Consider the following 25,952-nt stretch of genomic DNA (forward strand, 5'->3'; position numbering starts at 1 on the left):
GCACGAACTACGACCCGGAACTTTCGCCCTATGTCGCGTTAGTTTTTCGTGCGTCGGGTTTCACCGTGTCAGGTCAGCGGTAAGACTCAGCAAGACAACCAGAAAACGCGGCTATCAGGCCGCGTTTTTCGTTTTCGTTCATTGATTTTTTCTCGTTCCAAGAACCCCAGGAAGCACTCCCGATGGTACAGATCACATTGCCCGATGGTTCGCAACGCCAATATCCGGGGCCGGTTACGGTCGCTGAAGTGGCTCAATCGATCGGTACGGGCCTGGCCAAGGCCGCCTTGGGCGGCCGCGTGACGTTTGAAGGCGAGTCGTCCAAGCTGGTCGACACAAGCTATCGCATCGAAGGCGATGCGCGCCTGGCAATCGTGACCGCCAAGGACGCCGATGGCCTGGATCTGATCCGGCACTCGACGGCCCACTTGCTGGCCTATGCCGTGAAGGAGCTGTTCCCCGACGCCCAGGTCACCATTGGTCCGGTGATCGACAACGGCTTCTACTACGACTTCTCGTACAAGCGCCCGTTCACGCCCGACGATCTGGTCGCCATCGAAAAGAAGATGGCCGAGCTCGCCAAGAAGGATGAGGTCGTCACGCGTGAAGAATGGTCGCGCGATGACGCCGTTGAATTCTTCAAGGGTATCGGCGAAAAGTACAAGGCCGAGATCATCGCGTCGATCCCGTCCAACGAGCCCCTGAGCCTGTATCGCGAAGGCGATTTCATCGACCTGTGCCGCGGCCCCCACGTGCCGTCCACCGGCAAGCTGAAAGTGTTCAAGCTGATGAAGGTAGCCGGCGCCTACTGGCGCGGCGACAGCAAGAACGAGATGCTTCAGCGCATCTATGGCACGGCCTGGGCCACCAAGGAAGAACAGGAAGCCTACCTGCACATGCTGGAAGAGGCCGAGCGCCGCGACCACCGCAAGATCGGCCGCGAACTTGACCTGTTCCACTTCCAGGACGAAGCGCCGGGCTTGATTTTCTGGCATCCCAAGGGCTGGGCGTTGTGGCAGCAGGTCGAGCAATACATGCGCGCCGTCTACAACAACAACGGCTACCAGGAAGTCAAGGCGCCGCAGATTCTTGATATTTCGCTGTGGAAGAAGACGGGCCACTGGGACAACTATCGTGAAAACATGTTCACGACCGAGTCCGAGAACCGCGTCTATGGCCTGAAGCCGATGAACTGCCCGGGCCACGTGCAGATTTTTAACGCCGGCCTGCATTCCTATCGCGAACTGCCGCTGCGCTATGGCGAATTCGGCCAGTGCCACCGCAATGAACCGTCGGGTTCGCTGCACGGCATGATGCGCGTGCGCGGGTTCACGCAGGATGATGGCCACATCTTCTGTACCGAAGAGCAACTGCAAGACGAATGCGCGGACTTCACGGCCCTGCTGCAGAGGGTTTATCGCGATTTCGGCTTTACCGAAGTGCTGTACAAGGTCGCCACGCGTCCTGAAAAGCGCATCGGCTCGGACGAAGTCTGGGATACGGCCGAGCAGGCGCTGATGGAAAGCCTGCGCCGCACGGGTTGCGAATTCGAGATTTCCCCCGGGGAAGGTGCGTTTTACGGTCCCAAGGTGGAATACACCCTGAAAGACGCCATCGGCCGCCACTGGCAATGCGGTACCATTCAGGTCGACTTCTCCATGCCCGTGCGCCTTGGTGCAGAGTATGTTGACCAGAACGACCAGCGTCGTCCGCCCGTCATGCTGCACCGTGCCATCCTGGGATCGCTTGAGCGTTTCATCGGCATGTTGATCGAAAACCATGCCGGCGCGATGCCGCCTTGGCTGGCCCCGGTGCAAGCCGTTGTATGCTGCATTTCTGAACCTTCGGCCGATTATGCGGCTGAAATAACACAAAGCCTGAAAAAACAAGGCTTTAGAGTAGAGTCCGATTTGCGCGGTGAAAAAATCACTCGTAAAATCCGGGAGCACAGCCTGCAAAAGGTGCCGTACATTCTTGTCGTCGGCGACAAGGAAAAGCAAAACGGCACCGTAGCCGTCCGCGGTCTGGGTGGATTGGACCTTGGCGCCATCGCATACGACGAATTCGTCGCGCGGTTGTCCGAGGATGTTTCTGCCCGTCGCGACGTCAATCAACCTGATAGCAGTGCTGCTTAACATTTCTAGGAGCTTTCAACATCGCCACTGAAAAAGCCAATCGCATCAACGGTGAAATCCGCGTCCCCGAGGTGCGCCTGATAGGTCTGGACGGAGAACAGCTGGGCATCGTCAAGATTGCCGACGCGTTCCGTCTTTCCGAGCAAAGCGACGTGGATCTGGTGGAAATCGCGCCGAACGCCGAGCCGCCGGTCTGCCGTTTGATGGACTACGGTAAATTCAAGTACCAAGAGCAGAAGCGCCAAGCTGAAGCTCGTTCCAAGCAGAAGGTCATCCAGGTCAAGGAAGTCAAATTCCGTCCGGCCACCGACGAGGGCGACTACCAAGTCAAGCTGCGCAACCTGCGCCGCTTCCTCGAAGAGGGCGACAAGGCTAAGGTGACCCTGCGCTTCCGTGGCCGTGAAATGGCTCACCAGGAACTGGGTATGCGTGTGCTTGAACGTGTGCGTGACGATCTGCTGGAACTTGCCCAGGTCGAAGCCATGCCGAAGCTCGAAGGCCGTCAGATGGTCATGGTGCTGGCGCCCAAGAAGAAGGCCCTGCCCGCTGCGGGCAAGCCTGAATCTGCCGCGTAAGTTCCAGCCATAGCCTTCGCAAGAAGGCTTGGCCGCTTCCCATCCGACCCGCCGTCCGTCACGTGACCGGCGGGTTCGCTTATTGGGCGGCTCTGCGCTACGATGTCATAAAGCCGCCTTCCCGCCAGGGAAGGCGGCGTACGTTCAGGGTGTCGCGATGCATGTTTTGTTCGTTTTGGATCCCTTGCCGCTTCTTAAGGCGTACAAGGACAGTTCGGTTGCCATGATGCGTGCCCTCGTGGCGCGCGGTCACACGCTTAGCGTGGCCATGCAAGGCGATCTGTACATCGAGGGCGGCACGGTCAAGGCCGTTACCACGCCGATCGCGCTGGTCGCGGATGCCGACCTGCACGGCCACGACTGGTGGACCGAGTCCGCCGCGCAAGATCTGCCGTTGGCGGATTTTGGCGCCGTCGTCATGCGAAAAGACCCTCCATTCGACATGGAATACGTGTATTCGACGCATCTGCTCGAATACGCCGAAGCGCAGGGCGCCCGCGTGTTCAACAGCGGCGCGGCCATTCGCAACCATCCCGAAAAGCTGGCCATCACCGAGATCAGCGAGTTCACCGCCCCGACGCTGGTGACGCGCAACATGGCTCGCCTGAAGGCCTTTCACGACACGCACCACGACGTGATCGTCAAGCCGCTTGACGGCATGGGTGGCACGGGCGTGTTCCGCCTGCAACCCAAAGACCCCAACCTGAACGCCATTCTGGAAACGCTGACCGACAACGGCGCGCGCACCATCATGGCTCAGCGCTACATCCCTGACATCGTCAAGGGTGACAAGCGCATCCTGCTCATCGGCGGCGAGCCGGTGCCGTATTCGCTGGCGCGTATTCCGCTGGCCGGCGAAACGCGCGGCAACCTGGCCGCCGGCGGCCGTGGCGTGGCGCAGGAATTGTCCCCGCGCGATCGCGAAATCGCCGAAGCCGTAGCCCCCAAGCTTGCCGCTCGCGGCCTGCTGCTGGTCGGCTTGGACGTCATTGGCGATTACGTCACCGAAGTCAACGTCACCAGCCCCACCTGTTTCGTCGAGATTGCCGAACAGACTGGCTTCGATGTCGCGGGCATGTTCGTCCAGGCGCTTGAAAAAGCCGTGGCGAATACTGCCCCGGCTGCCTGATCTTTCTGGAATCCGTCATGACCACGGGTATTGTTATCGTCGTGCACGCGCCTTTGGGCGCGGCGATGCGCGAATGCGCCAGCCACGTCATGGGCGACCTTGACGGCATGCTGGCCATTCACGACATCCTGCCCGAGGACCGGCCCGACGATCAGGCACCGGCCGTCCTGAAAGATATTCTTGAACAGGATCACGGCGCCGGTGTGCTGGTGCTGACTGACCTGATCGGCGCCACCCCCGCCAATATCTCCAAGCGCGCCGTGGCCGATGCCCAGGCGCAGGGCATTCAGTGCTGTGTCCTGGCCGGCCTGAATACCCCCATGCTGCTGCGCGCCTTGACCTATCGCAATCTACCGCTTGCCGATACACGCGAAAAGGCCTTGGCCGGCGGCGTGCAGGGTGTCTTGCGTGTAGACTGACGGGCAGGAATTTGCCCTATTATGTCGGCTGGTATTTCCGGTCGAAATGCGGTTGACGGTTTGCCTCTTTGCTGCGATCAACACTGCGGCGTTAATCCGCGGTCATAATATTTCCTATGCCTACTAAAGACATCGTCATCAGCAATAAATTGGGTTTGCATGCGCGGGCCGCCGCCAAGCTGACGCAACTGGCCAGCAAGTTCTCCAGCGAGATCTTCATCTCGCGTGGCGCGCAACGCGTGAACGCCAAGAGCATCATGGGCGTCATGATGCTGGCGGCGGGGCTTGGCGTGACAGTCAAACTGGAGGCTTCCGGCAACGACGCCGATCAAGCCCTTTCCGAAATCGAAACTCTGTTCGACAGCAAATTCGGTGAGCAGGAATAGAACGCCCCCTGAATCCGCCGGCCCTGGCGTTGCCGAGGCCGGCCCGTCTACGACCCTGAACAATGCCCACGACGGGGCTGGCCGCGCCAGCCCCGTCGTTTGTCTTTATGGCAAAGGCGTTGCCAAGGGATATGCCATCGGCCGCGCGGTCGTCATGGGCGCCGCGGCGCTGGAAGTGGCGCACTATCGGATCTCTCCCGAAGACGTGCCCGCCGAAAGCAGCCGCCTGACCGAGGCCCTGGCATCGGCGCAGCACGAGCTGCGGCAGTTGGCAGACACTTTGCCCGCCGATGCGCCACGTGAGCTGGGTGCCATGCTGAACGTGCACAGCTTGCTCTTGGGTGACCCCTTGCTGGCCGAGCAAACGCTGGGCCTGATCGCTGAACGCCACTACAACGCCGAATGGGCGCTGACCACGCAAGGCCAGATGCTGGGCCAGCAGTTCGACGCCATGGAAGACGAGTACCTGCGCGAGCGCGGGGCCGACGTACGCCAGGTCATCGAGCGTGTGCTGCATGTGCTTGCCGGCACGTCCGCCATCCTGCCCGACATGTCCCACATGGGCGGGGACGACGCGCTGGTGGTTGTGGCGCACGACATTTCTCCGGCGGACATGCTGCGTTTGCGCGGCGGCCGCTTCGCGGCTTTCGTGACCGACCTGGGCGGCCCCACGTCCCATACCGCCATCGTGGCGCGCAGCATGGGCGTGCCGGCCGTGGTCGCCATGGGCAACGTGCGCGAACTGGTGCGCGATGGCGACATGCTCATCATCGACGGCGCGGCCGGCGCGGTGGTGGTCAATCCGTCTGACCGCATTCTTCAGGAATACCGCCGCCGCCAGGCCGTGTACGCCGATGAGCGCGCCGAACTGGGCCTGCTGCGCGACGAGCCCTCCGTCACGCTTGACGGCATCGACGTCGTCTTGCACGCCAATATCGAACTGCCTGAAGAGGCCGCGCTGGCGTTGGCTTCGGGCGCGCATGGCATCGGCCTGTTCCGCAGCGAATTCCTGTTCATGGGCCGGCCGGACCTGCCCGGCGAAGAAGAGCAATACGAAGCCTATTCATCGGTGGTCAAGGTCATGGCGGGCAGACCCGTCACGATCCGTACGCTGGACATCGGGTCGGACAAGACCCTGGACGGCGAAGCCACCGTGGCTACCAATCCTGCGTTGGGGCAGCGCGCTATCCGCTACTGCCTGGCGCGTCCGGAAATGTTCGCCACGCAGCTGCGCGCCATCTTGCGGGCATCGGCACACGGCCCGGTGCGATTGCTGATCCCCATGATTGCGCACATGCACGAAGTGGTGGCCACCAAGGCTGCCATCGAATCCGCCCGCCGCGAACTTGATGCGCGCGGCCAGGCGTATGCGCCGCATATGGAAGTGGGCGCAATGGTCGAGGTGCCGGCCATCGCGATCGCCATCGAGCCCTTCGCGCAGGCGCTGGATTTCCTGTCTATCGGCACCAACGACCTGATCCAGTACACATTGGCCATTGACCGCGGCGACCACGATGTGGCTGCACTGTACGACCCGCTGCATCCCGCCGTGTTGCGCCTGGTGGCCAACACCATCAACGCGGGCGAGCGCGCCGGCAAGCCGGTAGCGGTGTGCGGCGAAATGGCAGGCGATTCACGCATGACGCGCCTGCTGCTGGGCCTGGGCCTGACAGAGTTTTCCATGCACCCGCAGCAACTGCTGGACGTCAAGCGCGAGGTGCGACGCGCGCATTCGAACGCTTTGCGCATCAAGGTAGCTACCGCCCTAAACCGCGCCTTGCCTGTCGACCTGGACGCGCTGGACCCGGCCTGAATCGGCCGGCTGAATTTGCCTGTATTGGCCCGTGTATAGGCCCGTGTATAGGCCCGTGTATAGGCCCGTGTATAGGCCCGTGTATAGGCCCGTGTATAGGCCATTCCGAACCTGCCAGACGCTGAACGCCCCTGAATGGGGCGTTTTTCTTTGCTTTTGCATCTGGAATCGCCAATGAAAAACGGCGTCGGGGCAGCCCCCGACGCCGTTTCTGGCAAGCCCTGCGGCAGTCAGCCGCAGGCCCGCTATACCGCTTTAGCTGTGATAGGCCGATTCGCCGTGGCTGGTCACGTCCAGGCCTTCGCGTTCCTGGTCTTCCGGCACACGCAGGCCGCACAGGGCGTTGGCGATCTTGTAGGCAATCCACGCCACCACACCGGACCAGACGATGGTCAGCAGCACGCCTTCCAGCTGCACCCACAGTTGGTGGGCGATCATGCCGGGTTCGGCCAGGCCGGGGCCACCGAGGACCTGGGCATTGAACACGCCGGTCAGCAAGGCGCCGACGATACCGCCCACACCGTGCACGCCAAACACATCCAGCGCGTCATCGGCACGCAGCAAACGCTTCAGGCCGTTCACACCCCAGACGCAGACGATGCCGGCGATCACACCGATGATCAATGCGCCCACCGGGCCGACCAGGCCGGCTGCCGGCGTGATACCCACCAGACCCGCAATCGCGCCGGACGCAGCGCCCAGCATCGACGGCTTGCCCTTGACGGCCCATTCCGTGAACAACCAGGCCAGGACGGCACCGGCAGTCGCGATCATGGTGTTGAAGAAGGCCAGCGTGGCGTTCTCGTTCGCGGCCAGGGCCGAACCCGCGTTGAAGCCGAACCAGCCCACCCACAGCAGGGCGGCGCCCACGAAGGTCATCGGCAGGTTGTGCGGTTGCATCGCTTCGCGGCCGTAGCCTACGCGCTTGCCCACTACATAAGCACCCACCAGGCCGGCCACACCGGCGTTGATGTGCACCACGGTGCCGCCGGCAAAGTCCAGTGCACCCTTGGCGTTCAGCAGGCCGGGCGCCGTTTCGGATGCGAACCACACCATGTGCGCGATGGGCACGTAGGCAAACGTGAACCAGATCACCGTGAATACCAGCACGGCCGAAAAACGGGCGCGCTCGGCAAAGCTGCCCACGATCAGCGCGCAGGTGATGCCGGCGAACGTGGCCTGGAACGAGGCAAACAGCAGCTCGGTCAGGGTGTTCGACATGGCGTACTTGCCGTCAGCCGGTGTGAACATGCCAGAGAAGAAGGCGCGCGACAGGCCGCCGAAGAACGCGTTGCCTTCGGTGAAGGCAAGCGAATAACCGTAGATGAACCAGAGAACCAGGCCCAACACGAACGTGCACAGCACTTGCAGCAACACAGACAGCACGTTCTTGCTGCGTACCAGGCCGCCATAGAACATCGCCAGACCGGGTACGGCCATCATCAATACGAGCAGGGTAGAGACGAGCAACCAGGAGATATCTGCTTTATCCATTTTCAGGCTCCAATGAGTCTTTCTTTATTTATTTACAGCGCAGCTTCGCCAGCTTCACCTGTGCGGATACGGATCACCTGTTCCAGCGGGGCGGCAAAGATCTTGCCGTCGCCGATCTTGCCGGTACGAGCGGCTTGCTCGATCGCCTCGATAACCTGGTCCACAAGGTGATCTGGCACGGCGGCTTCGACACGCAACTTGGGCAGAAAGTCCACGGCGTATTCCGCGCCGCGATACAGCTCGGTATGGCCCTTTTGACGGCCAAAACCCTTTACTTCGGTAACAGTCAGGCCCTGGACGCCGATCCCGGATAGAGCCACCCGCACTTCGTCGAGCTTGAAGGGCTTGATGATGGCGATGATGAGTTTCATGGCATTTCCTCTCATGGTTGCACGTTGGCCTCGTCTATCAAGCAATATCCATGCCATGTTTTTTGACGCCTGAGATGCGGGCTGCACGCGCGCATGTTGTGCCGGTGAGCACCAATGTAGGGCGTGATGCACCGCCTCGTGGCCTCAAAGTGGTGCGTCATGCCCGACATTGGGTGCATGCAACGAAATATGTTTCAGAAACGGCATTTGTAGCCAGTTGATGCTGCGGCCGTTGCGGTTTGTATTGGATATTTTGCTCGCTTGCCGGCTGCCAGGTCGGTCGCAATGGGCCGGGGAGCGTTGCAGCGCAACGGTGGTCCCCGTTTCAAAGGTGCTGCGTTCGGTATTCGGGCGGCTTTTCAATACACCAAATGAGGGATTCCCTTGATACCAGGGTTTACAGGCGTCGGCTTGTTGTTGGGGGACGGGTGAACAAGAATCAAGACAGCTCATCCAAATGGTGGGCGACGCCGCCCGCTGGTGCGGGGTGGCAGCCCGGCTCTCTTAATAAGAAGCAATAAGGAAAGAGGACACCATGAGGATTGAACGCAAGCTGATAGGCGCTGTCGCGCTGGTTGCTTTAGTGGGCATCCTGGCGGGCTGCAACAAGAATGAAGAAAAGGTGGCCCCGCCGGCCGCTTCAACGACTCCGGCGCCCGCGACGCCCGCTGCGCCGCCCGCGACTTCGGCGCCGGCTGCGCCGCCGGCCGCCAGTTCGCCGGCGGGAAGCGCGTCGTCGGCGCTTCCGTCTGAATGTGAGGCGTACGTGACCAAAGTGAACGCGTGCATGGATAAATTGGGAAGCAGCAATCCGGCTGCGGCCAGCGTCAAGCAGCAGCTTGAAGCGGCCAAATCGCAGTGGGCCGCCGTCCCCGACAAGACGCAGTTGGCGGCGCAATGCAAGCAGTCGTCGGATTTGTTTGCGCAATCGGCAAGCCAGATGGGTTGCCCGTAACGATGTTGGTAGGGGGTTGCCGCCATGGCAGCCCGGTTTTCTCCTGTGCTTTGATGGGCGGTCACCGCATGCGGCCCGCCCTTTTTTTTGGCGCTCGCTGACGGGCGTGGCTGCGCCGGCTGGCAAGGCACTACACTTGAGGCGTCAAGAACCTGAGAGGCCGCTATGAATAATCGCACCCAGTGGATGGAAGACATCCAGAAAAATATCTCTGACCTGATTGCCCGCAGCCCGGCTGCGGATGTGGAGCGCAATGTGCGCGCCATGATGACGCAGGCGTTCTCGAAGCTGGACCTGGTCACGCGCGAAGAATTCGACGTGCAAGCCGATTTGCTGGCGCGCACCCGTGCCCGCGTGGACCAGCTTGCCGCACAGGTCCAACAGATGGAATCGCGCTTGTCCGCCCTGGACAAGTGATGCGCGGTCAGCGACTAGTTGTTGACTGTTAGCCGCTATCCGCCAGGCAGTCCGCATCACAGAACAAAGCAAAGCGACCGCGTCATGCGGTCGTTTTGCTTTTGGTGGTGAGGGGAGGGTGTGCGCGACACGCGACGAGCGATCAGGGAAAAGCGATCAGGGAATTGCGATCGGGACCCTCTGATCAGGGACAAGAGCCTGGGAACAAGGGACATCATTGTCCCCCTCGGCCCATGGCGCCGGACGGAATTGCCGATACTGACGGTCTTGCATTCACGGAGACTGTCTTGACGCTTGCCGTACTTGCCAGCCGCGCGCTCAGCGGCATGCATGCGCACGCCGTTCGGGTTGAGACCCATTTGGGACCCGGCCTGCCCAGCTTCAACGTCGTGGGCCTTGCGGACACGGAGGTGCGCGAAAGCCGTGAACGCGTGCGTGCCGCGATATTGAACAGCGGGTTTGATTTCCCGCCGGGCCGCATCACTGTCAATTTGTCGCCGGCCGACATCCCCAAGGAATCGGGGCGCTTTGATCTGCCCATCGCGTTGGGCCTGCTGCTGGCTTCCGGTCAGCTATCCGCGCCCGTTGCGTGCCAAGGGGCAGGGCAGCCGCAGGCGCATGATCCTTCTTTGGTGGATCTGGTGTTTGCCGGCGAACTATCGCTGACCGGCGCGCTGGTGCCCGTTGCCGCGCCGTTGGTCATTGCCTTGAGTGTGGCGCGGGATGCGCCCGGCGCCACGCTCATATTGCCGGCGGGCAGCGCTGAAGAGGCCGCATGGGTGCCCGACCTGCGCGTTTTGTCGGCGCGCAGCCTGGCCGATGTCGCCGCGCACGCAGCGGGCTCGCATCGGCTTGCCGACGCCATCCCCAAGGCGTGGCCGCAAGCGCCTCCCGGGCCGTGCCTGTCGGATGTGCGGGGGCAGGCGGGTGCAAGGCGCGCGCTTGAAGTGGCGGCGGCGGGTGGCCACAGCCTGCTGATGGTGGGCCCTCCCGGCGCGGGCAAAAGCATGCTGGCCTCGCGTTTACCCGGTTTGCTGCCGCCGCTGGACCGGTCCCAGGCGCTGGAGGCTGCAGCCGTCGCCGCCTTGGCGGGCATGCCGCAAACGTTGATGGGCCAGCCGCCGTTTCGCGCACCCCACCATTCCGCCTCGGTTGCCGCGTTGGTGGGCGGGGGCAGCCGGCCTCGCCCCGGCGAGATCAGCCTGGCGCACAATGGCGTGCTGTTTCTGGACGAATTACCCGAGTACAGCCGCCGTACGCTAGAGGCCCTGCGCGAGCCCCTGGAGGCGGGCAGGGTGGTTATCGCGCGGGCGTTACATGCGGCTCAGTTTCCGGCGCGCTTCCAATTGATCGCTGCAATGAATCCCTGCCCGTGCGGATGGCGCGGGCATCCCGTGCGGGCCTGTGTATGCAGGCCGGACCAGGTTGCTCGCTATGTGGGCAAGATATCGGGGCCACTGCTTGACCGGATCGACCTGCACGTGGCGCTGCCACCCTCTGATCCCGAATCAATGGCAGGCCCGCCTGGCGAAGCTTCCGGCTACGTGCTGGATCGGGTGACGCGCTGCCGCCAGCGGCAGCACGATCGGCAGGGCAAGCTGAACGCCGCACTAAGCGGCGCCGAACTGGATCAGCACTGCATGATGCAGGCGGATGCTCAGGCGCTGCTGTTTCAGGCCATGCGGCGTCTGTCCGGTTCCGGGCGGGCGCTGCACCGGGCGCTGCGCGTTGCCCGCACGATCGCAGATCTTGATGGGGCCGACGTGCTTGCCGCCAGTCATGTTGCCCAGGCGGTTCAGTACCGGCGGCCGGGTTTGTAGGGTTGCTTGGAAGCCGGCTGCGCACCCGCCTGGGGTTTTTCCGCATTCCGGCTCGACAACACCCAGGAAATCACCATATAATCAAAGGCTTTCCCGGATCTGCCGTGCTTTTTAGCGGCTGACGTTCGGGAAAGAAGTACCCCCCAGAAGTGGCAACAGGTTTACAAGTTTTGCCGTTGAGTCGGTACCAGCCTTCGGGCTGCCAGCCACCAGCGCCCAAGCACCTCGCGTCATGTCAAATCAACAACGAGTTTAAGTTTAGGGAATCATCATGCCCAAGATGAAAACCAAGAAAAGCGCCTCCAAGCGCTTTAAGGTTCGCGGCAGCGGCTCCATCAAGCGCGGTCAGGCGTTCAAGCGCCACATTCTGACCAAGAAGACCACGAAGGCCAAGCGTCAATTGCGCGGCTCGACGGCCGTTCATGAATCCAACGTGGCCTCCGTCAAGGCCATGATGCCTTTCGCTTGATAAGGGAGACCTAATATGCCTCGCGTCAAACGCGGCGTAACTGCCCGCGCACGTCACAAAAAAGTCATTGCCGCCGCCAAGGGTTACCGTGGCCGCCGCGGTAATGTGTTCCGTATTGCCAAGCAAGCAGTCATGCGCGCTGGCCAATACGCCTACCGCGACCGTCGTAACAAGAAGCGCACGTTCCGTGCTCTGTGGATCACGCGTATCAACGCTGCTGTCCGCGAACATGGCGTCAGCTACAGCGTGTTCATCGCTGGTCTGAAGAAGGCTTCGATTGAACTGGATCGTAAGGTCCTGGCCGATCTGGCCGTGCGCGACAAGGCCGGCTTTGCCGCCATCGTGCAGCAAGCCAAGGCTGCCTTGGCTGCCTGATCGCGCGCTTTAACTCATCGCGCATCGCTGCAAACGGGGCTGTAATGGCCCCGTTTGCGTTTTGAAGGCTGGATTTCATGACTCTATTGGTTGACGACCTGGTCTCCCAGGCGCAAGAACGGTTCGCCGCGGCTACGGATGCCGCCGCGCTCGAGAACGCAAAGGCTCGCTTCCTGGGTAAGGAAGGCGCACTGACGGTGCTGCTAAAGGGCCTGGGCAAGCTTGATCCCGAGCAAAAGCGCGAGATGGGCGCCCGTATCAATCAGGCCAAGCAACAAGTCGAAGAGCTCCTGAATTCGCGCCGCGCCGCATTGGCGCAGGCGGAACTGGACGCCCGACTGGCTTCTGAAACCATTGACGTCACCCTGCCTGGCCGCGGTCGCGCGCCGGGAGGCATCCATCCGGTGATCCGGACCTGGGAACGTGTGGAAGCCATCTTCCGTTCCATTGGCTTCGATGTGGCCGACGGCCCCGAAGTGGAAAACGACTGGACCAATTTCACCGCGTTGAACAACCCGCTGGACCATCCGGCGCGTTCCATGCAGGACACGTTCTACGTCGACATGAACGACGCCGACGGCCTGCCGCTGCTGCTGCGCACGCACACCAGCCCCATGCAGGTACGTTATGCCCGCATGCACAAGCCGCCCATCAAGGTGATTGCGCCCGGGCGCACCTATCGCGTCGACAGCGACGCCACGCACTCGCCCATGTTCCACCAGGTGGAAGGGCTCTGGATCGCCGAAGACATCTCGTTTGCCGACCTGAAGGGTGTGTACACCGATTTCCTGCGTTGCTTCTTTGAAAGCGACGATCTTGTCGTGCGCTTCCGCCCGTCGTTCTTCCCGTTCACGGAGCCGTCCGCCGAAATCGACATGATGTTCACCTCGGGTCCCAACCGTGGCCGCTGGCTGGAAATTTCCGGCTCGGGTCAGGTGCACCCTGAAGTGGTGCGCAACTTCGGCCTTGATCCCGAGCGCTACATCGGCTTTGCCTTTGGTTCCGGCCTTGAGCGCCTGACGATGTTGCGCTATGGCGTCAACGACCTGCGCCAGTTCTACGAAGGCGATTTGCGCTTCTTGCGCCAGTTCAACGAATAACAGACGGCTGATCATGCAATTTCCCGAATCCTGGCTGCGTACGCTGGTCAACCCTCCCATCGCAACCGACGAACTCGCGCATCGCCTCACCATGGCTGGCCTGGAAGTCGAAGAGACGGCGCCCGCCGCACCGGCCTTCACCGGCGTGGTCGTGGGCCACATCGTCGATATCGCTCCGCACCCCGACGCCGACAAGCTGCGCGTCTGCCAAGTGGACGATGGCTCTGGCGAACGCCTTCAAATTGTGTGCGGCGCGCCGAACGCGGCGGCCGGCCTGAAGGTGCCGCTGGCCCGCGTGGGCGCGGAACTGCCCGGCGGCATGAAGATCGGCGTGGCGAAAATGCGCGGCGTCCACTCGTCGGGCATGTTGTGCTCGGCCCGCGAACTGGGCTTGTCGCAAGACCACGCAGGCTTGTTGGAACTGCCGGCCGACATGGTGCCCGGTCAGTCTATCCGCGAAGCGCTGGACCTGGACGACACGCTCTTCACGCTCAAGCTCACGCCTAACCGCGCCGACTGCCTGTCGATACTTGGCGTTGCGCGTGAAGTGGCCGCGCTGACGGGTGCACCGTTGTCGGTGCCCACGGCCGTTGCCGTGCCCGTTCAGCTTGAAGAACGTCTGCCCGTCAAGATCGATGCCCCGGACCTTTGCGGCCGGTTTGCCGGCCGCGTCATTCGTGGCGTGAATGCCCGCGCCGCAACGCCAGACTGGATGAAGACGCGCCTTGAGCGCGCCGGCCAACGATCGCTGTCGGCACTGGTCGATATCTCGAACTACGTCATGCTTGAGTTGGGCCGTCCGTCGCATGTGTTCGATCTGGACAAGATCGGCGGCGATATCTCCGTGCGCTGGGCGCGCGAAGGCGAGACGCTGGAACTGTTGAACGGCCAGACCGTCACGCTGGACCCGAAGGTCGGCGTGGTGGTGGCCGGCGATCAGGTGGAAAGCCTGGCCGGCATCATGGGTGGTGAAGCCACGTCCGTGACGCTGGACACGCAGAACGTCTATCTGGAAGCCGCGTTCTGGTGGCCGCAGGCGATTGCGGGGCGCGCGCGCCGCTACAAGTTCAGCTCGGAAGCCAGCCATCGCTTCGAGCGCGGCGTGGACTACGCCAGCATTCCCGAACACATCGAATTCATTACGCGCCTGATCGTCGACATCTGCGGCGGCCAGGTTGGCCCGGTGGACGACCAGATCGTCAACCTGCCCACGCGCGCGCCTGTGCGCATGCGTCTGGCGCGCTGCCATCGTGTGCTTGGCGTGCCCGTCACGCAAGAGCAGGTCGCCAAGATTTTCGCCAGCCTGGGTCTGGAATTCACGGTTGAAGGCGATGACTTCATCGTCAGCCCGCCGTCGTACCGCTTCGACCTTGAAATCGAAGAAGACCTGATCGAAGAAGTGGCTCGCATCTATGGCTTCGAGAGCATTCCCGATGTGCCGCCGATGGCGCGCGCCAAGATGTTCTCGCAGCCCGAAGTGCATCGCGGCGCGCATGCGCTGCGTCGCCTGACGGCCGCGCAGGATTATCAGGAAGTCGTGAACTACAGCTTCGTTGAAGCCGATTGGGAACGCGACTACGCCGGCAACGACACGCCCGTGCGCTTGGTCAATCCGATCGCCAGCCACTTGTCGGTCATGCGTTCCAGCCTGATTGGTGGCTTGGTCGCCAACATCCGCCACAACGCCAACCGCAAGCAGTCACGCGTGCGCGTGTTCGAACTGGGCCGCGTCTTCATGCGCGACGCCAGCGCACAAGATGGTCCGCTGGAAGTTGCGGGCGTGCGTCAGCCGATGCGCTTGTCGGGCGCGGCCTGGGGGCCGGCCGTTGAAGAGCAGTGGGGCGTTGCCACGCGCCAGGTCGATTTCTTTGACGTGAAGATGGACGTCGAAGCATTGTTCGGCGCCCGCGGTCGTCGTCTGCGTTTCGAAGCCGCCGCGCATCCCGCGCTGCATCCGGGCCGCAGTGCCCGCATCGAACTGGATGGCAAGCAAGTGGGCTGGGTCGGCGAACTGCACCCGCGTTGGGCGCAGCAGGCAGACTTGGCGCACGCGCCCGTCGTGTTCGAACTTGATGTGCAGGCCTTGTCCGAAGGCGAATTGCCCCAGGTGCGCGAGCTCTCGCGCCAGCCCGTGGTCGTGCGCGACCTGGCGCTGTGGGTGGACGTTTCGGTATCCACGCAGTCGATGTTGGACACCGTGTTCGCAGCAGTCAAGGCGGATACGCAGCTGGCAGTTGTGCAGGATGCGCGGGTGTTTGACGTGTGGCGCGAGAAGGCCCATGGCAGCGAGCCCGTGACGGAGAAAAGCCTTGCTTTCCGTTTCTGGCTACAGGACACTGAAGTCACCCTGGACGAAGCCCGTGTGGCCGATTGCCTGTCCCGCATCAAGGATGCATTGGTCAGCGCCCACGGCGCGCGCCAGCGTACATGAACCATGGGGAACAGTATGCTTGCTGCCGAGCCACGCACCCTGACCAAGGCTGAGCTTGCCGAACTGCTCTTCGAGCGGGTCGGCTTGAACAAGCGCGAGGCCAAGGACATCGTCGATACCTTTTTCGAAGAAATCCGTGACGCCTTGGCTCGCGGTGATTCCGTCAAGCTTTCGGGTTTCGGCAATTTCCAGGTGCGCGACAAACCGCCGCGCCCTGGCCGTAATCCCAAAACCGGCGAGACCATTCCCATCGCCGCACGCCGCGTGGTCACGTTCCACGCAAGTCAGAAACTCAAGAGCGTGGTAGAGCAGGCGACCCCTGCTGCACCCGAGGCCGTGGAGTGATACGCTTTGTCGGTAATTGTTATCGGCACCCAGCTTACTCGCGGCATAAAATTCGCTTATGACACGTACTGAATCCACCGTTACCCTGCCGCCCATTCCCGCCAAGCGTTACTTCACCATTGGTGAAGTCAGCGAGCTGTGTGGCGTCAAGCCTCACGTCTTGCGGTACTGGGAACAGGAATTCACCCAGCTCAAGCCGGTCAAGCGGCGCGGCAACCGCCGCTACTATCAGCATCACGAAGTGCTGCTAATTCGCCGCATCCGTTCGTTGTTGTACGAACAAGGCTTCACGATCAGCGGCGCACGCAATCGCCTGGGCGATGCGCGCGACATGCCACACGATCAAGACGCCGCCGTTCGTTTGTCGGGCGCCGAAATGCAGGGCCTGCGCAACGAGCTCTCCAGCGTCTCGACGATGTTGGCGGACGCGTTGGGTCAGCCTGCCAACGTAGCCGCCAGCGCAAGCAACGGCACCGTCAGCACGGTGGCATAAGCCTGCTGGCGTTTTCCACGCCAACACGCAATTGATGAAAAGCGTTATCGGCAACGCGCGTCGCTGATCCGCTTCGCGCGCGGCAACAAGCAGTGCATTGCGCTTCGTGCGCCGTCTGATAAGTAGCTAGTGCAGACGACGAGCATGAAGCGCAAATTTTTTGAGTATTCAGCACTTTTTTTGCACCAATGCGTGCAAACTTATTTTTGTTCTGCTATACTCTTTTTCTTTCGGGGCGTAGCGCAGCCTGGTAGCGCACTTGCATGGGGTGCAAGGGGTCGCGAGTTCGAATCCCGCCGTCCCGACCAGAAGTTCCAAGGCCGTTAGTGAGAAATCACTAACGGCCTTTCTCATTTCCGCTTTCGGTTGGTTGCACCGATATCTGCACTTATCGCGCCGACATCTGCCCGGCGCTTTTTGCCGTTCACTATCCGCCGCCCAGTCTCTCCGCCGTCTTCCCCATGCGCGTTTTTCTGCTGAAAACGACGCTTAGCGAATGATCTGCCGTGCGCACGAACGTCACGTCGGCGCTGGGGCGTGCAACCGACATCACTGCCATCACCGCCATCGCGGCAGTCCATATCAGTCCAATGACGGGTATGGACGCGATTGCGCTGTGATGCAAGCTTGTAAAAGGGTTCGACGGCCTATTCACGACACGGCTTTTCAGCCCGGCTTGCGCCACCAATTCGCCTGCGCGTAGCAGGGTGGCTTCCATGTCGTGGACGTTTTCCATATAGAAGTTCTGCTTGTCGAAAAGCGCGCTCGAAAGCAGCTGTGCAAACTGCGCTTCGCTGATTTCGTTCATGTAGTAGGTGCGGGCGAAAGGCATAGGGTCTTCCCGGTTTTGATATCAGCAGCTTGTGGCAGCTTAGCCGAACGACCCCTTGGCCGAACAGCATGCCGGCGGGACAAAATGCGTCCAGCAGCGCCCACATATTCTGTTCATCAACGTGCTGGTATAACTAGCGTCCAGACTCCGTTCGTAAAGGGTTCCCGTGGCTCGAAAACTCGCTGGTAGGCGTCTTATCGCGTTGACCTTCAACGCCATTGGCAAAAGCGGCCGCCACATGGTGGCGTCGGCGCCATGGTCCTTGTGCGTGTTTTTTCTATCGCTTCCTTTTGCCTTGCTGGCGTTCAAATCTGTCGGTGCGATCCAGTTTTTGTTTCTGCTGCTGGCGTTGATCAATTTGCTGGCATTGGCACGTATGACCTTCGCATGGACGGATGTCGTCGCCAGCAGGGACGCCGTGGTCGAACAGCCGAAGCGGGCGGCCAATGCCGAGGCAAAGCACTTGGCGCTGTTGGTTCTTTTCGTGGTCGTGGCAGGCGCGGTGTTGCGAGCTTCCGCCGACATTCCGCTGTGGCTCTACTTCGCGCTGAACAGCGGTGGCGACGCAAAGTTCTTTGTCGCGTTGTTCTGCGTGCTTGGGCTGATCTGGGTGCCAACGATATCAGCCGGCGCGGTGTATGTGCCAAGCCTGCCGCGCGCCGCATCGTCAGGCGAATACGGATTCAAAGTGGTGCGCCAAACCATGGTGTTCCGGCGCTGGCCGTTGGCCATGGTGTTGTTTAGCCTTGTCGTATCGGCAGGCGTCACGAAGACCCTGGTCGCCGACATAGCGCGCCGCGCAACCTTGTCGGGCATCGCTTACGGCCTGGCTGGCATGCTGATCTGCACGGCCATGCTCGTCATAGCGACGATGATGGCCGCAATCGCCTGCCGTGAATCCTCGCGCGGCAGCGCGGAAACGGTCAGCGACGCTGCCATGGTGGCTTGAAAGATGCGAAGCGAACATCACATAACGAGTGGCCGGGCGTCGCTCTTTGCCGAGACGGTGGGTCGTGGCGACCCGGTGGTATTTCTGCACGCCGCCGTTTGCGACAGGCGGATGTGGGAGGCGCAGACGGATCAAGTCGCGGAATCGAACACTGCCATTGCCTATGATCGTCGCGGCCACGGACGGACGCATGCCGAAGCCGAAAGTTATTCAGCGGTTGCGGATCTGATGGCAGTGCTTGATACGCTGGCCGAAGGTAAGCCGGCAATCCTGGTGGGTTGTTCGCAAGGCGCCCGCGTCGCACTGGACGCAGCACTATTGCACCCATCACGCATGCGCGGCTTGGTGTTGGTTTCGCCGACGGTTGCCGGCGCCGCCGACCCGGTGCATTCGCCAGCGGTGCACGAACTGATGGAAGAACTGAAGCGGGTCGGCGCGTCGGGGGACCAGGAACGCATCAATGCCTTGAAGGCGCGCTTGTTTCTGGATGGGCCGTTCGAAAACGAAGGGCGGGTGCAGGGCGCTGCGCGCAAGCTGTTTCTTGAAATGAACGGCGCCATATTGAGCGCGCCGTATCGCGGCTCAAGCATCGATAACGTGGCTGCGTACCAGCGCCTGCGCGAAATTCACGTACCGGCGCTGGTATTGTGGGGCGCTTGCGACTTTCCACATATCCGGGCGCGCAGCAGACAAGTCGCCGCATTGCTGCCTTATGGCACAGGCACGGAATTGGCTGGCACGGCGCACTTGCCCGGCCTGGATCGGCCTGCGGAGCTGAACGCGCGCCTGCTTGCATTTATCGCGGGCGAAGCCTGACCGACTGCCCGCTTGGCGGTATGCCGCGCATGCAGCCGCTATAAAACTGGCAATGCACCGGCGCGCACGTTATCCGCTTAACGCTTCTTGGCCGCGGCACGCGGCATGGGCGGTAGTGGGGTGCCGACGTGTGAGGCTAGCCAGTGTTCGATCTTGTCGTCGCGGCGGGCGGCCCAGTCTTTGCCGATTTCCAGGACTAGCATGTTGCGGGTGTCGCCAAGGTCCGGGGCGTCCTTTGGCAACATGACGCGCCAGATTTCGGAAGCGACCATGTCCGTGGTCAACAGCACGCCGATGCCTTTGGCGTCAATCCATAGCGGTGCTGCGCGATCGTCGACAAACTTCTTCAGGTTTTCCAGCTGCTTTTGCGCAAGTGACGCGTTGTCTTTTGATGCCGCGATCAGGACCAGGTATTGCCGGTGGCCGATTGCGGGTTCTTCGGCGTCGCCAAAGGGGTTTTCCATGATGCATTCCTTGCAGTTAGTAAACGCGTTCGGGCTGGCGATTGCGGCCCGGCGCGGTGGCGCGCGAACGCAATGGGCGCTTGGCATGAGTGCCGCTGCGCGCGATTGTGATCCAGCACCACAGGGTACTCGACTCCGCTCCCGCTGTTATGGCGAAAATCCCTGCCTTCTGTGCCTGTCGCAACGCGGTTGACCGCGCGCATACTCCTCGCCTTATAACCGCCAAAGAGAAGACCGCATGCGCTACCGCTATGTCACCGCCGATGTGTTTACCGGCCAAACCTATTGTGGCAACCCGTTGGCTGTCGTGTTGGACGCGCAGGGGCTGGATGGCGCGCAGATGCAGCGCATTGCGCGAGAGTTCAATTATTCGGAAACCAGCTTCGTGCTGCCGCCCAACGATCCCAACCATACGGCCGCGGTTCGGATATTCACGCCTGACCGCGAGGTCCCGTTCGCCGGGCACCCGAACGTGGGCACCGCCGTGGTGCTGGCGCGCGAGATGGCCACGGCGGGGCGCCCGGTGCCGGATGCGTTCGTCTTTGAAGAGGAAGCGGGTTTGGTGCGCATCGCGTTGCGCTCGGGCGCCAAGGGCGTGGAGAGCGTCGAGCTTCTGGCGCCCCAGCCGCTGTCACGCGCCAGCGTCGTGTCCGCGGAAGATCTGGCGCGCGCGTTGAAATTGAATCCCGCGGATGTGGACACGTCCGAACATGCGCCGCAGGTCGTGTCGGTGGGCCTGATCTTTCTGGTGGCGCAGTTGGCCAGCCGCGACGCCTTGCGCCGCGCGTCGCCGGATTCGCACGGCTACGCCGCGTTGCTGCCGCTGGATGGCGCAAAGTCCATTTACGTCTACACCACCGATACCGCAAGCGACACGATCGATGCGCCCACCGATATCCAGGCGCGCATGTTCACCGGCCGCATGACGGAAGACCCCGCTACCGGTAGCGCGACGGCCGCCGTAACGGCGCTGCGCGCGGCGTTGCGGGACCAGGGCAAGCTGTCGTTGCGCGTAGGGCAGGGCGTGGATATGGGGCGCCCAAGCCTGCTGCTGGCGCATGCCGAGCCGCGCGCCGACGGTGTGTGGGCCGGAGTCGAAGGCCATGCCGTGGTGGTCATGGAAGGGACGTTGCCGGCGCCCGACGCGCAGTAAGCCGGTATTGATCCAGGCGGGGGCGCTCGTGTAAGCTTGCCTGCATGAACGCCCATGATTTATCTGCCGCATGCCTGGCAGACAACCGACGAGCCGCTCGACGTTTACGTTGAGTGGCTAGTCACGTACAGGCGCCGACCGTTCGGCGCTTTCCCTGAAGGCCACGATACCCCTCGTGGCCTTTTTGTTTTTGCGGTATCCCTTTGCCGCTGTATTGCCTCCGAGGCGTATCGCAGGGCCTTCGTTTCCCACAGTGAAGGAACGAAGCATGACTTGTGATCCCCTGGCCATCCGGCCTTACCAACGCGCTGACGAAACGGCGCTGATCCAGCTATGGCGCGACTGCGGCCTGACGCGTCCCTGGAACGATCCCGCCAAGGATATTGCGCGCAAGCTGACCGTGCAGCCGGAGCTGTTTCTGGTGGGCGAGATCCGAGGCGCGATCGTCGCCACGCTGATGGGTGGCTATGACGGGCACCGCGCCTGGATCAATTATCTGGCGGTGGCGCCCGCGCACCAGCGGCGGGGCTATGCCACCGTGCTGATGCGCGCTGTCGAAGCCAAGCTGCTGGAGATGGGGTGCCCGAAGATCAATCTACTGATCCGAACCGGCAATGCCGCCGTGCAGGGCTTCTACGAAAGCCTGGGCTTTGATCTGGATGAAGTGGTCAGCATGGGCAAGCGCCTGATTCCCGATATGTAGGCGCGCGCCGACACCCTGCACGTCTTCACGATGCGGCTTAGATCGCCTCGGTAAGGTAGACCGCTTCCCGGCCGACGATCGGCATGCGCGTAGGCATGAAGATCGTGCAGCGGTCGCAAGGCGACCGGATTTCCTCGTCGCCGTTCATCGCGATCAGTTCGCCCTTGTCGAAGGTTTCAAAGCCGATGACGTGGCGAGTGAAATGGAAGTCCTCGGACTTGACCATGTGCACTTCCAGCAAACGGAAACGTTGCGGAACGGGCGGGGGCGGGGCATTCAAGGGCGCATCGATGAGGCCGGTGTGGGCCAAAAAACGCATCGTCACATCAGTGGCCAATTCGGCGGCCGAGCGTGCGAAGTGCTGGCCGCATTCGACGACCAGCGCCCCTTGGCTGTCGGACAGGGGGTCCCCGTGATGGCCGTAGCCCATAACGCCCGTGCCGGGAAATTTATGCTGCGGCATCACCAGGTGCACGGCGGGCGCGCCAACGGCGGCTGCCAGCGCGGTATTGCGATCCATCTCGTTGTAGACCCAGAACGGCTGCACGGGGGCGCGGGTCGAATGGATATCAAGCACAAAATCGGCGGCGTCCAGCACCGGTCGAAGCTCCCGGGCGCGGCGCAGTTCCGGGCTGTCTTCCGTCCCATCCAACATGGCTGCCGACCAGATGCGGTTCAGGTTATGCACCAACTGCCGGTTCTCGTACGGGTTCTCGATGTCGAAGGCTTCATACGCTTCGACATGGGCAAAGCTGACGGTCAACGTGCCGATCTTGGGACGCACGCCGGTGTCCAGCAAATGCGTGGCGGCGACCATGCCACAGATTTCGTTGCCATGCGTGATGGCGTTGATCAGCACGTGCGGACCGGGGACACCGGATTCAAAGCGATGCACGTACGGGATGCCGGTGTTGCCTTCGCGGTACGCAGACAAGTCGCGGGGCAGGACTTCAAGCGGGGCGGTGTCAGGTTCAAAAGGTAAGGTTTGCATGGAACGAAAGGCCTGTTGGTGAACGTTGCAATATACCCCCCGACCGCGCGGCGTAAACCGCCGGCCGTGTTTGCATGATTTAAAAAAATGGCAATTCCGCTTGGAAATACCGAATTCTAGTGTGATCGAAGCGTATGCAAGATGCTGGAATACTAGGTGCACTAGTGCTTCATGACCCGCTAAAAGCACTGCTTTTCAGTACCATGTTTTTTTGGCATATTGCGCGCGGAGTGTTTGATTTCAGGAGCGCGGAATGAGGGCGGTACCGCAACGCCATATCGATGGTTTTCAAGTGGGTTGTGAGATCGTGAGTCTGGATGCCGGCGTGATGGCTATCGAGATCATCGTGAGCCGCCCGGACGACGGTGGGGCGCAGCAACAACGCTGGTCTTTGCCCCGTTTTGTGACGTTCGCCGACGCCGACGTGGCGCGTCGTCACGCGGAATTGGTGTTGTCCGGCATCGTGTCGGTGGATGCGTCCACCGGCGAGCCGAGGTACGGCATTCTGTAGTTGCGCGGCAACGTCAGGCGTGACGGACTCTCCGGGTAGCCTCTACTAAATGTTGCAGAGGCAGTGCAAGGGATTCGGCCCGCGCAGGCCCATGGATGTTGGACCGAGGCCATTGCGCCCGCGTTGAAGACAGGTAGGTTTTGTTTCGTTTATCACAATCGTGTGCCTTGCTTCAGCGGTTATGACCGGTACAGTGGTACCGGCTGACAACAATAAAGGAGAGTTCCATGCTTGACACTTTTCCTGTTCTGCGTCGTGTAGGTATTGCCGCGACGATCGGAGTGGCCGGTGTGCTGTTTGCCGGTTGCACCACGACCACGCCCAAGTCTTCGGCTACCTCAACCGAAAAGCGCGATTCGATGAATAGCGCGGCCAACGCCACACTGACCAAGCTGTACGAGGCTTCGCCGCAATCGAAGGAATTGGTGGCGCGCGCCAAGGGTGTGCTGGTGTTCCCCGACGTACTCAGCGGCAGCTTCATCGTGGGCGCCGAGCATGGCAAGGGCGTGTTGCGGGTGGGCGGCTCCAATGCCGGTTACTACAGCACCACGGCGGGCTCGATCGGCTTCCAGGCCGGCGCGCAGTCCAAGGCCATGGTGTTGTTGTTCATGACGGATGACGCCTTGAACAAGTTCCGCAACAGCAGTGGCTGGACCGTCGGCGCGGACGCCACGGTTGCCGTGGTGAACATCGGCGCCAATGGCCGCATCGATACCAATACGGCGCAGCAGCCGATTGTGGGCTTCGTGATGAACAACGGTGGCTTGATGGCGGGCGTTTCGCTGGCCGGCACCAAGATCTCGAAGCTTGATTGGTAAGCCTGGCGGCCGACAATCCTTCCCCAAGAAAAACGCCGCGGATTTAACTCCGCGGCGTTTTTTTTGGCGGGGCTATGGGTCAGCCGAGCAAGGTGTCGCCGTTATTGCGCACGGCGCTTTCGCGCTGGATTTCGGCTTCTTCAATGGCGGGGTCCAGACCGCGCCACCGCAGTATGCGTCCGCGTTCGGCTTCGGGTTCCCAACCCAGCATGCCGTATCGGGTGATTTCAGTTTCGCCTGTGTCGAATTCCACTTCGAAGTAACCCTGACGATCGGGTAGCGCACTGCCGGGGGACCATTCTGTTTCGGGCATGGTTGCTCCTTGCTAAGCGATGGGAGGGAAGCCGGCGCGTATGTCGCGCCGACGAATCATTGTGCGGGCGGGCGACTGATCCCGCAAGTTTCGGAACGCGTCGCCTGGTATCCGTCAGGCTAGCGGCACGGCGGTGGTGTACAGCACCTGCTTGAGCGCGAAGCTTGACCGGATGCTGGCCACGCCGGGGATGCGGGTGATGTGCTCGACGATCAGGCGTTCAAGCGCATCCACGTCGGGCACCAATGCGCGAATCAGGTAGTCGGCGTCGCCCGACATCAGATAACACTCCATGATTTCAGGCAGTACGGCGATTTCGCGCTCGAAGACATCCAGCGCGGCTTTGCGCTGCTTGTCCAGCGAGATCTGGATGAAGACGTTGACCTTCAGCCCCAGCTTGCGCGCATTGAGCAGGGTGACGCGGCGGTCTATCAGTCCATCGGTTTCCAGCCGCCGCACGCGCGCCAGGCAAGGCGAGGCGGACAGGTTCACCCGGGCGGCAAGCTCGACGTTCGTCAGTCGCGCATCGCGTTGAAGTTCGTTCAGGATTCGGATGTCGGTCGCATCCAGGTTGATTTCCGGCATAAGTCATCCAGTTGTTGTGGCTTGGCAATTCGTTCGTGCTGCGCAAGCAGTGTATCGAAGCTGAATGAGGTGAAATATGCTGGGGTTAACCCTATAGACTATTTCTTTCTTCGGCAAAGGGGCCGAAGTGCGGAATATTCAAGCGGTAGATCCTGTGGTGATAAGTCAGCAAAGCACGTTGCGCAAGTTTTTGCCGCTGGTGGGCGCGGTCATGGTGTGGGGGGGAAACTGGCCCGTCATGAAGATGGGGCTGGCGCACATGAGCCCGTTGTGGCTTGCCGCCAGCAGGTTCGGGTCGGCCGCCGTGGTCAGCGTGCTGGTATTGGCGGCACTGGGTCGACTGCGGTTGCCCACGCGCCAGGAATGGCCGCTGGTGGCTGGCGTGGCGCTGTTGCAGATGGGCGCGTTCACCGCCTTGGCGTTGTGGGCGTTGCAGTACGTGGCGCCGGGGCGGGCGTCCGTCGTTGCCTACGCGACGTCGATATGGGTCATTCCCTTGTCGGCGCTGATCTTGAAAGAACGCCTGAACGTCGGTCAATGGCTGGCGACGGCGCTCAGCTATGCCGGCATCGGCGTGATCGTGGCGCCGGCGTTCAGCCCTTGGCAGGCGCATACGGTGGTGGGCCTGGTCATGCTGCTGGGCGCCTCGTTCGCGTGGGCGTGCAACATCATCCAGCTGCGCGGCAACCGTCACGTGCGTCTGGGCGCCGACATGATTCCCTGGCAAACCGCGCTAGCCACGATTCCGTTGGCGGCGCTGGCCTGGATGCGCGATGGCGCGCCCGGCTTTTTGGCCGTGCCCGATGCGTGGCCGATCATCCTGTACACCGGTCCGCTTGCGACAGCGCTGACGTTCATCGTGGTGTTGGGCATGACGCAAAAACTGCCGCCCGTGGCCACCTCCATCGCGATGCTGTGCGTACCTGTGATCGGCCTTGTCGTGTCGTCCGTCGTCTTCCATGAACGCCTGTCCGCCGACCTGGTGCTGGGCCTGTCGTTGATCGGCATCAGCGTCGCCGCCTCGGCGGTTGCCGCGCGCGTGAAGCGCCCGCTTGCGCTGCGTCCTTCGTAGAACGCACTAGAATGTCGC

Annotated in this window: 29 protein-coding genes and 1 tRNA gene; 22 read left to right on the forward strand and 8 right to left on the reverse strand. The window is 61.9% G+C overall.

Annotated elements, in window-relative coordinates; all coding sequences use genetic code 11:
• The first annotated feature begins 182 nt into the window (after positions 1 to 182).
• The 6 genes from thrS (at position 183) to ptsP (ending at position 6,457) form a co-directional block, all read left to right on the forward strand.
• Positions 183 to 2,135, forward strand: coding sequence for a threonine--tRNA ligase (gene thrS, locus V6F88_RS00075; RefSeq protein WP_332607351.1), 1,953 nt, complete (start codon positions 183 to 185; stop codon positions 2,133 to 2,135).
• A 20-nt stretch (positions 2,136 to 2,155) separates the two neighbouring features.
• The gene (gene infC / locus V6F88_RS00080; protein WP_332608900.1) at positions 2,156 to 2,710 is read left to right on the forward strand and encodes a translation initiation factor IF-3; all 555 of its coding nucleotides are present in this window, start codon (positions 2,156 to 2,158) and stop codon (positions 2,708 to 2,710) included.
• Positions 2,711 to 2,867: 157 nt separating this feature from the next.
• On the forward strand, positions 2,868 to 3,839 hold the full coding sequence (gene gshB / locus V6F88_RS00085) for a glutathione synthase (protein WP_332607352.1): 972 nt from the start codon (positions 2,868 to 2,870) through the stop codon (positions 3,837 to 3,839).
• A 17-nt stretch (positions 3,840 to 3,856) separates the two neighbouring features.
• A complete protein-coding gene (locus tag V6F88_RS00090; RefSeq protein ID WP_046807726.1) occupies positions 3,857 to 4,258 on the forward strand; it encodes a PTS sugar transporter subunit IIA in 402 nt (133 codons plus the stop codon).
• Positions 4,259 to 4,374: 116 nt separating this feature from the next.
• Positions 4,375 to 4,644: an HPr family phosphocarrier protein gene (locus V6F88_RS00095; RefSeq protein ID WP_046807727.1), complete on the forward strand. Its 270-nt coding sequence runs from the start codon at positions 4,375 to 4,377 to the stop codon at positions 4,642 to 4,644.
• 55 nt (positions 4,645 to 4,699) lie between these two features.
• Positions 4,700 to 6,457 (forward strand): phosphoenolpyruvate--protein phosphotransferase, encoded by a 1,758-nt coding sequence (gene ptsP, locus V6F88_RS00100; RefSeq protein WP_332608901.1) that lies wholly within the window; start codon positions 4,700 to 4,702, stop codon positions 6,455 to 6,457.
• A 255-nt stretch (positions 6,458 to 6,712) separates the two neighbouring features.
• On the opposite strand, the gene amt is transcribed toward ptsP, so the two are convergent.
• The 3 genes from amt to V6F88_RS27870 form a co-directional block, all read right to left on the reverse strand.
• Complete coding sequence (amt, locus tag V6F88_RS00105) at positions 6,713 to 7,951, reverse strand: ammonium transporter (protein WP_046807729.1); 1,239 nt, start codon at positions 7,949 to 7,951, stop codon at positions 6,713 to 6,715.
• A gap of 32 nt (positions 7,952 to 7,983) precedes the next feature.
• Positions 7,984 to 8,322 (reverse strand): P-II family nitrogen regulator, encoded by a 339-nt coding sequence (locus tag V6F88_RS00110; protein ID WP_006218735.1) that lies wholly within the window; start codon positions 8,320 to 8,322, stop codon positions 7,984 to 7,986.
• Between the two features lie 504 nt (positions 8,323 to 8,826).
• On the reverse strand, positions 8,827 to 9,303 hold the full coding sequence (locus V6F88_RS27870) for a hypothetical protein (protein ID WP_442880106.1): 477 nt from the start codon (positions 9,301 to 9,303) through the stop codon (positions 8,827 to 8,829).
• 139 nt (positions 9,304 to 9,442) lie between these two features.
• Between V6F88_RS27870 and V6F88_RS00120 the strand changes: the two genes are divergently transcribed.
• The 9 genes from V6F88_RS00120 to V6F88_RS00160 all read left to right on the forward strand — a co-directional run bounded on the left by V6F88_RS00120 (position 9,443) and on the right by V6F88_RS00160 (position 17,035).
• Positions 9,443 to 9,694 (forward strand): accessory factor UbiK family protein, encoded by a 252-nt coding sequence (locus V6F88_RS00120; RefSeq protein ID WP_006218738.1) that lies wholly within the window; start codon positions 9,443 to 9,445, stop codon positions 9,692 to 9,694.
• Between the two features lie 287 nt (positions 9,695 to 9,981).
• On the forward strand, positions 9,982 to 11,514 hold the full coding sequence (locus V6F88_RS00125; protein ID WP_332607354.1) for a YifB family Mg chelatase-like AAA ATPase: 1,533 nt from the start codon (positions 9,982 to 9,984) through the stop codon (positions 11,512 to 11,514).
• A 271-nt stretch (positions 11,515 to 11,785) separates the two neighbouring features.
• Entirely contained in the window at positions 11,786 to 11,983 is a 198-nt protein-coding gene (rpmI, locus tag V6F88_RS00130; RefSeq protein WP_006218740.1) for a 50S ribosomal protein L35, read from the forward strand.
• A 15-nt stretch (positions 11,984 to 11,998) separates the two neighbouring features.
• Positions 11,999 to 12,358, forward strand: a complete 360-nt coding sequence (gene rplT, locus V6F88_RS00135; RefSeq protein ID WP_006218741.1) for a 50S ribosomal protein L20 — start codon at positions 11,999 to 12,001, stop codon at positions 12,356 to 12,358.
• 77 nt (positions 12,359 to 12,435) lie between these two features.
• Positions 12,436 to 13,458 carry a phenylalanine--tRNA ligase subunit alpha gene (pheS, locus tag V6F88_RS00140; RefSeq protein ID WP_006218742.1) on the forward strand — a complete coding sequence of 341 codons (1,023 nt, stop codon included), beginning with the start codon at positions 12,436 to 12,438 and terminating at the stop codon, positions 13,456 to 13,458.
• Positions 13,459 to 13,471: 13 nt separating this feature from the next.
• Positions 13,472 to 15,889 carry a phenylalanine--tRNA ligase subunit beta gene (gene pheT / locus V6F88_RS00145; protein WP_332607355.1) on the forward strand — a complete coding sequence of 806 codons (2,418 nt, stop codon included), beginning with the start codon at positions 13,472 to 13,474 and terminating at the stop codon, positions 15,887 to 15,889.
• 3 nt (positions 15,890 to 15,892) lie between these two features.
• Positions 15,893 to 16,234 (forward strand): integration host factor subunit alpha, encoded by a 342-nt coding sequence (locus V6F88_RS00150; protein WP_332607356.1) that lies wholly within the window; start codon positions 15,893 to 15,895, stop codon positions 16,232 to 16,234.
• Between the two features lie 58 nt (positions 16,235 to 16,292).
• Positions 16,293 to 16,727 (forward strand): MerR family transcriptional regulator, encoded by a 435-nt coding sequence (locus tag V6F88_RS00155; RefSeq protein WP_332607357.1) that lies wholly within the window; start codon positions 16,293 to 16,295, stop codon positions 16,725 to 16,727.
• Positions 16,728 to 16,958: 231 nt separating this feature from the next.
• Positions 16,959 to 17,035 (forward strand) — tRNA-Pro (locus tag V6F88_RS00160).
• Between the two features lie 119 nt (positions 17,036 to 17,154).
• Here the strand turns inward: V6F88_RS00160 and V6F88_RS00165 are convergent.
• Positions 17,155 to 17,559 carry a hypothetical protein gene (locus V6F88_RS00165; RefSeq protein WP_332607358.1) on the reverse strand — a complete coding sequence of 135 codons (405 nt, stop codon included), beginning with the start codon at positions 17,557 to 17,559 and terminating at the stop codon, positions 17,155 to 17,157.
• Positions 17,560 to 17,761: 202 nt separating this feature from the next.
• Here V6F88_RS00165 and V6F88_RS00170 point away from each other — a divergent pair, with 202 nt between their 5' ends.
• Together V6F88_RS00170 and V6F88_RS00175 are read left to right on the forward strand one after the other, a co-directional pair.
• A complete protein-coding gene (locus tag V6F88_RS00170; protein WP_332607359.1) occupies positions 17,762 to 18,508 on the forward strand; it encodes a hypothetical protein in 747 nt (248 codons plus the stop codon).
• Between the two features lie 3 nt (positions 18,509 to 18,511).
• On the forward strand, positions 18,512 to 19,324 hold the full coding sequence (locus tag V6F88_RS00175) for an alpha/beta fold hydrolase (RefSeq protein ID WP_332607360.1): 813 nt from the start codon (positions 18,512 to 18,514) through the stop codon (positions 19,322 to 19,324).
• Between the two features lie 77 nt (positions 19,325 to 19,401).
• On the opposite strand, the gene V6F88_RS00180 is transcribed toward V6F88_RS00175, so the two are convergent.
• A complete protein-coding gene (locus tag V6F88_RS00180; RefSeq protein ID WP_332607362.1) occupies positions 19,402 to 19,788 on the reverse strand; it encodes a hypothetical protein in 387 nt (128 codons plus the stop codon).
• A 238-nt stretch (positions 19,789 to 20,026) separates the two neighbouring features.
• Between V6F88_RS00180 and V6F88_RS00185 the strand changes: the two genes are divergently transcribed.
• Both V6F88_RS00185 and V6F88_RS00190 read left to right on the forward strand, forming a co-directional pair.
• A complete protein-coding gene (locus V6F88_RS00185) occupies positions 20,027 to 20,941 on the forward strand; it encodes a PhzF family phenazine biosynthesis protein (RefSeq protein ID WP_332607363.1) in 915 nt (304 codons plus the stop codon).
• 268 nt (positions 20,942 to 21,209) lie between these two features.
• Positions 21,210 to 21,644, forward strand: coding sequence for a GNAT family acetyltransferase (locus tag V6F88_RS00190; RefSeq protein WP_332607364.1), 435 nt, complete (start codon positions 21,210 to 21,212; stop codon positions 21,642 to 21,644).
• Positions 21,645 to 21,681: 37 nt separating this feature from the next.
• On the opposite strand, the gene V6F88_RS00195 is transcribed toward V6F88_RS00190, so the two are convergent.
• A complete protein-coding gene (locus V6F88_RS00195) occupies positions 21,682 to 22,635 on the reverse strand; it encodes a succinylglutamate desuccinylase/aspartoacylase domain-containing protein (RefSeq protein WP_332607365.1) in 954 nt (317 codons plus the stop codon).
• Positions 22,636 to 22,888: 253 nt separating this feature from the next.
• Between V6F88_RS00195 and V6F88_RS00200 the strand changes: the two genes are divergently transcribed.
• Together V6F88_RS00200 and V6F88_RS00205 are read left to right on the forward strand one after the other, a co-directional pair.
• Complete coding sequence (locus V6F88_RS00200) at positions 22,889 to 23,146, forward strand: hypothetical protein (RefSeq protein ID WP_332607366.1); 258 nt, start codon at positions 22,889 to 22,891, stop codon at positions 23,144 to 23,146.
• A 227-nt stretch (positions 23,147 to 23,373) separates the two neighbouring features.
• Positions 23,374 to 23,964, forward strand: a complete 591-nt coding sequence (locus tag V6F88_RS00205) for a BPSL1445 family SYLF domain-containing lipoprotein (RefSeq protein WP_332607367.1) — start codon at positions 23,374 to 23,376, stop codon at positions 23,962 to 23,964.
• Between the two features lie 79 nt (positions 23,965 to 24,043).
• Here the strand turns inward: V6F88_RS00205 and V6F88_RS00210 are convergent, their stop codons facing one another.
• Complete coding sequence (locus tag V6F88_RS00210; RefSeq protein WP_046807419.1) at positions 24,044 to 24,277, reverse strand: hypothetical protein; 234 nt, start codon at positions 24,275 to 24,277, stop codon at positions 24,044 to 24,046.
• Positions 24,278 to 24,391: 114 nt separating this feature from the next.
• A complete protein-coding gene (locus V6F88_RS00215) occupies positions 24,392 to 24,862 on the reverse strand; it encodes an Lrp/AsnC family transcriptional regulator (RefSeq protein ID WP_006218755.1) in 471 nt (156 codons plus the stop codon).
• Between the two features lie 160 nt (positions 24,863 to 25,022).
• On the opposite strand from V6F88_RS00215, the gene V6F88_RS00220 reads away from it, so the two are divergent.
• Entirely contained in the window at positions 25,023 to 25,934 is a 912-nt protein-coding gene (locus V6F88_RS00220) for a DMT family transporter (protein ID WP_332608902.1), read from the forward strand.
• Positions 25,935 to 25,952 lie beyond the last annotated feature (18 nt).

The organism is Achromobacter sp. ESBL13, assembly GCF_036668755.1.
In the GTDB taxonomy this organism is placed as follows: Bacteria; Pseudomonadota; Gammaproteobacteria; order Burkholderiales; family Burkholderiaceae_B; genus Achromobacter.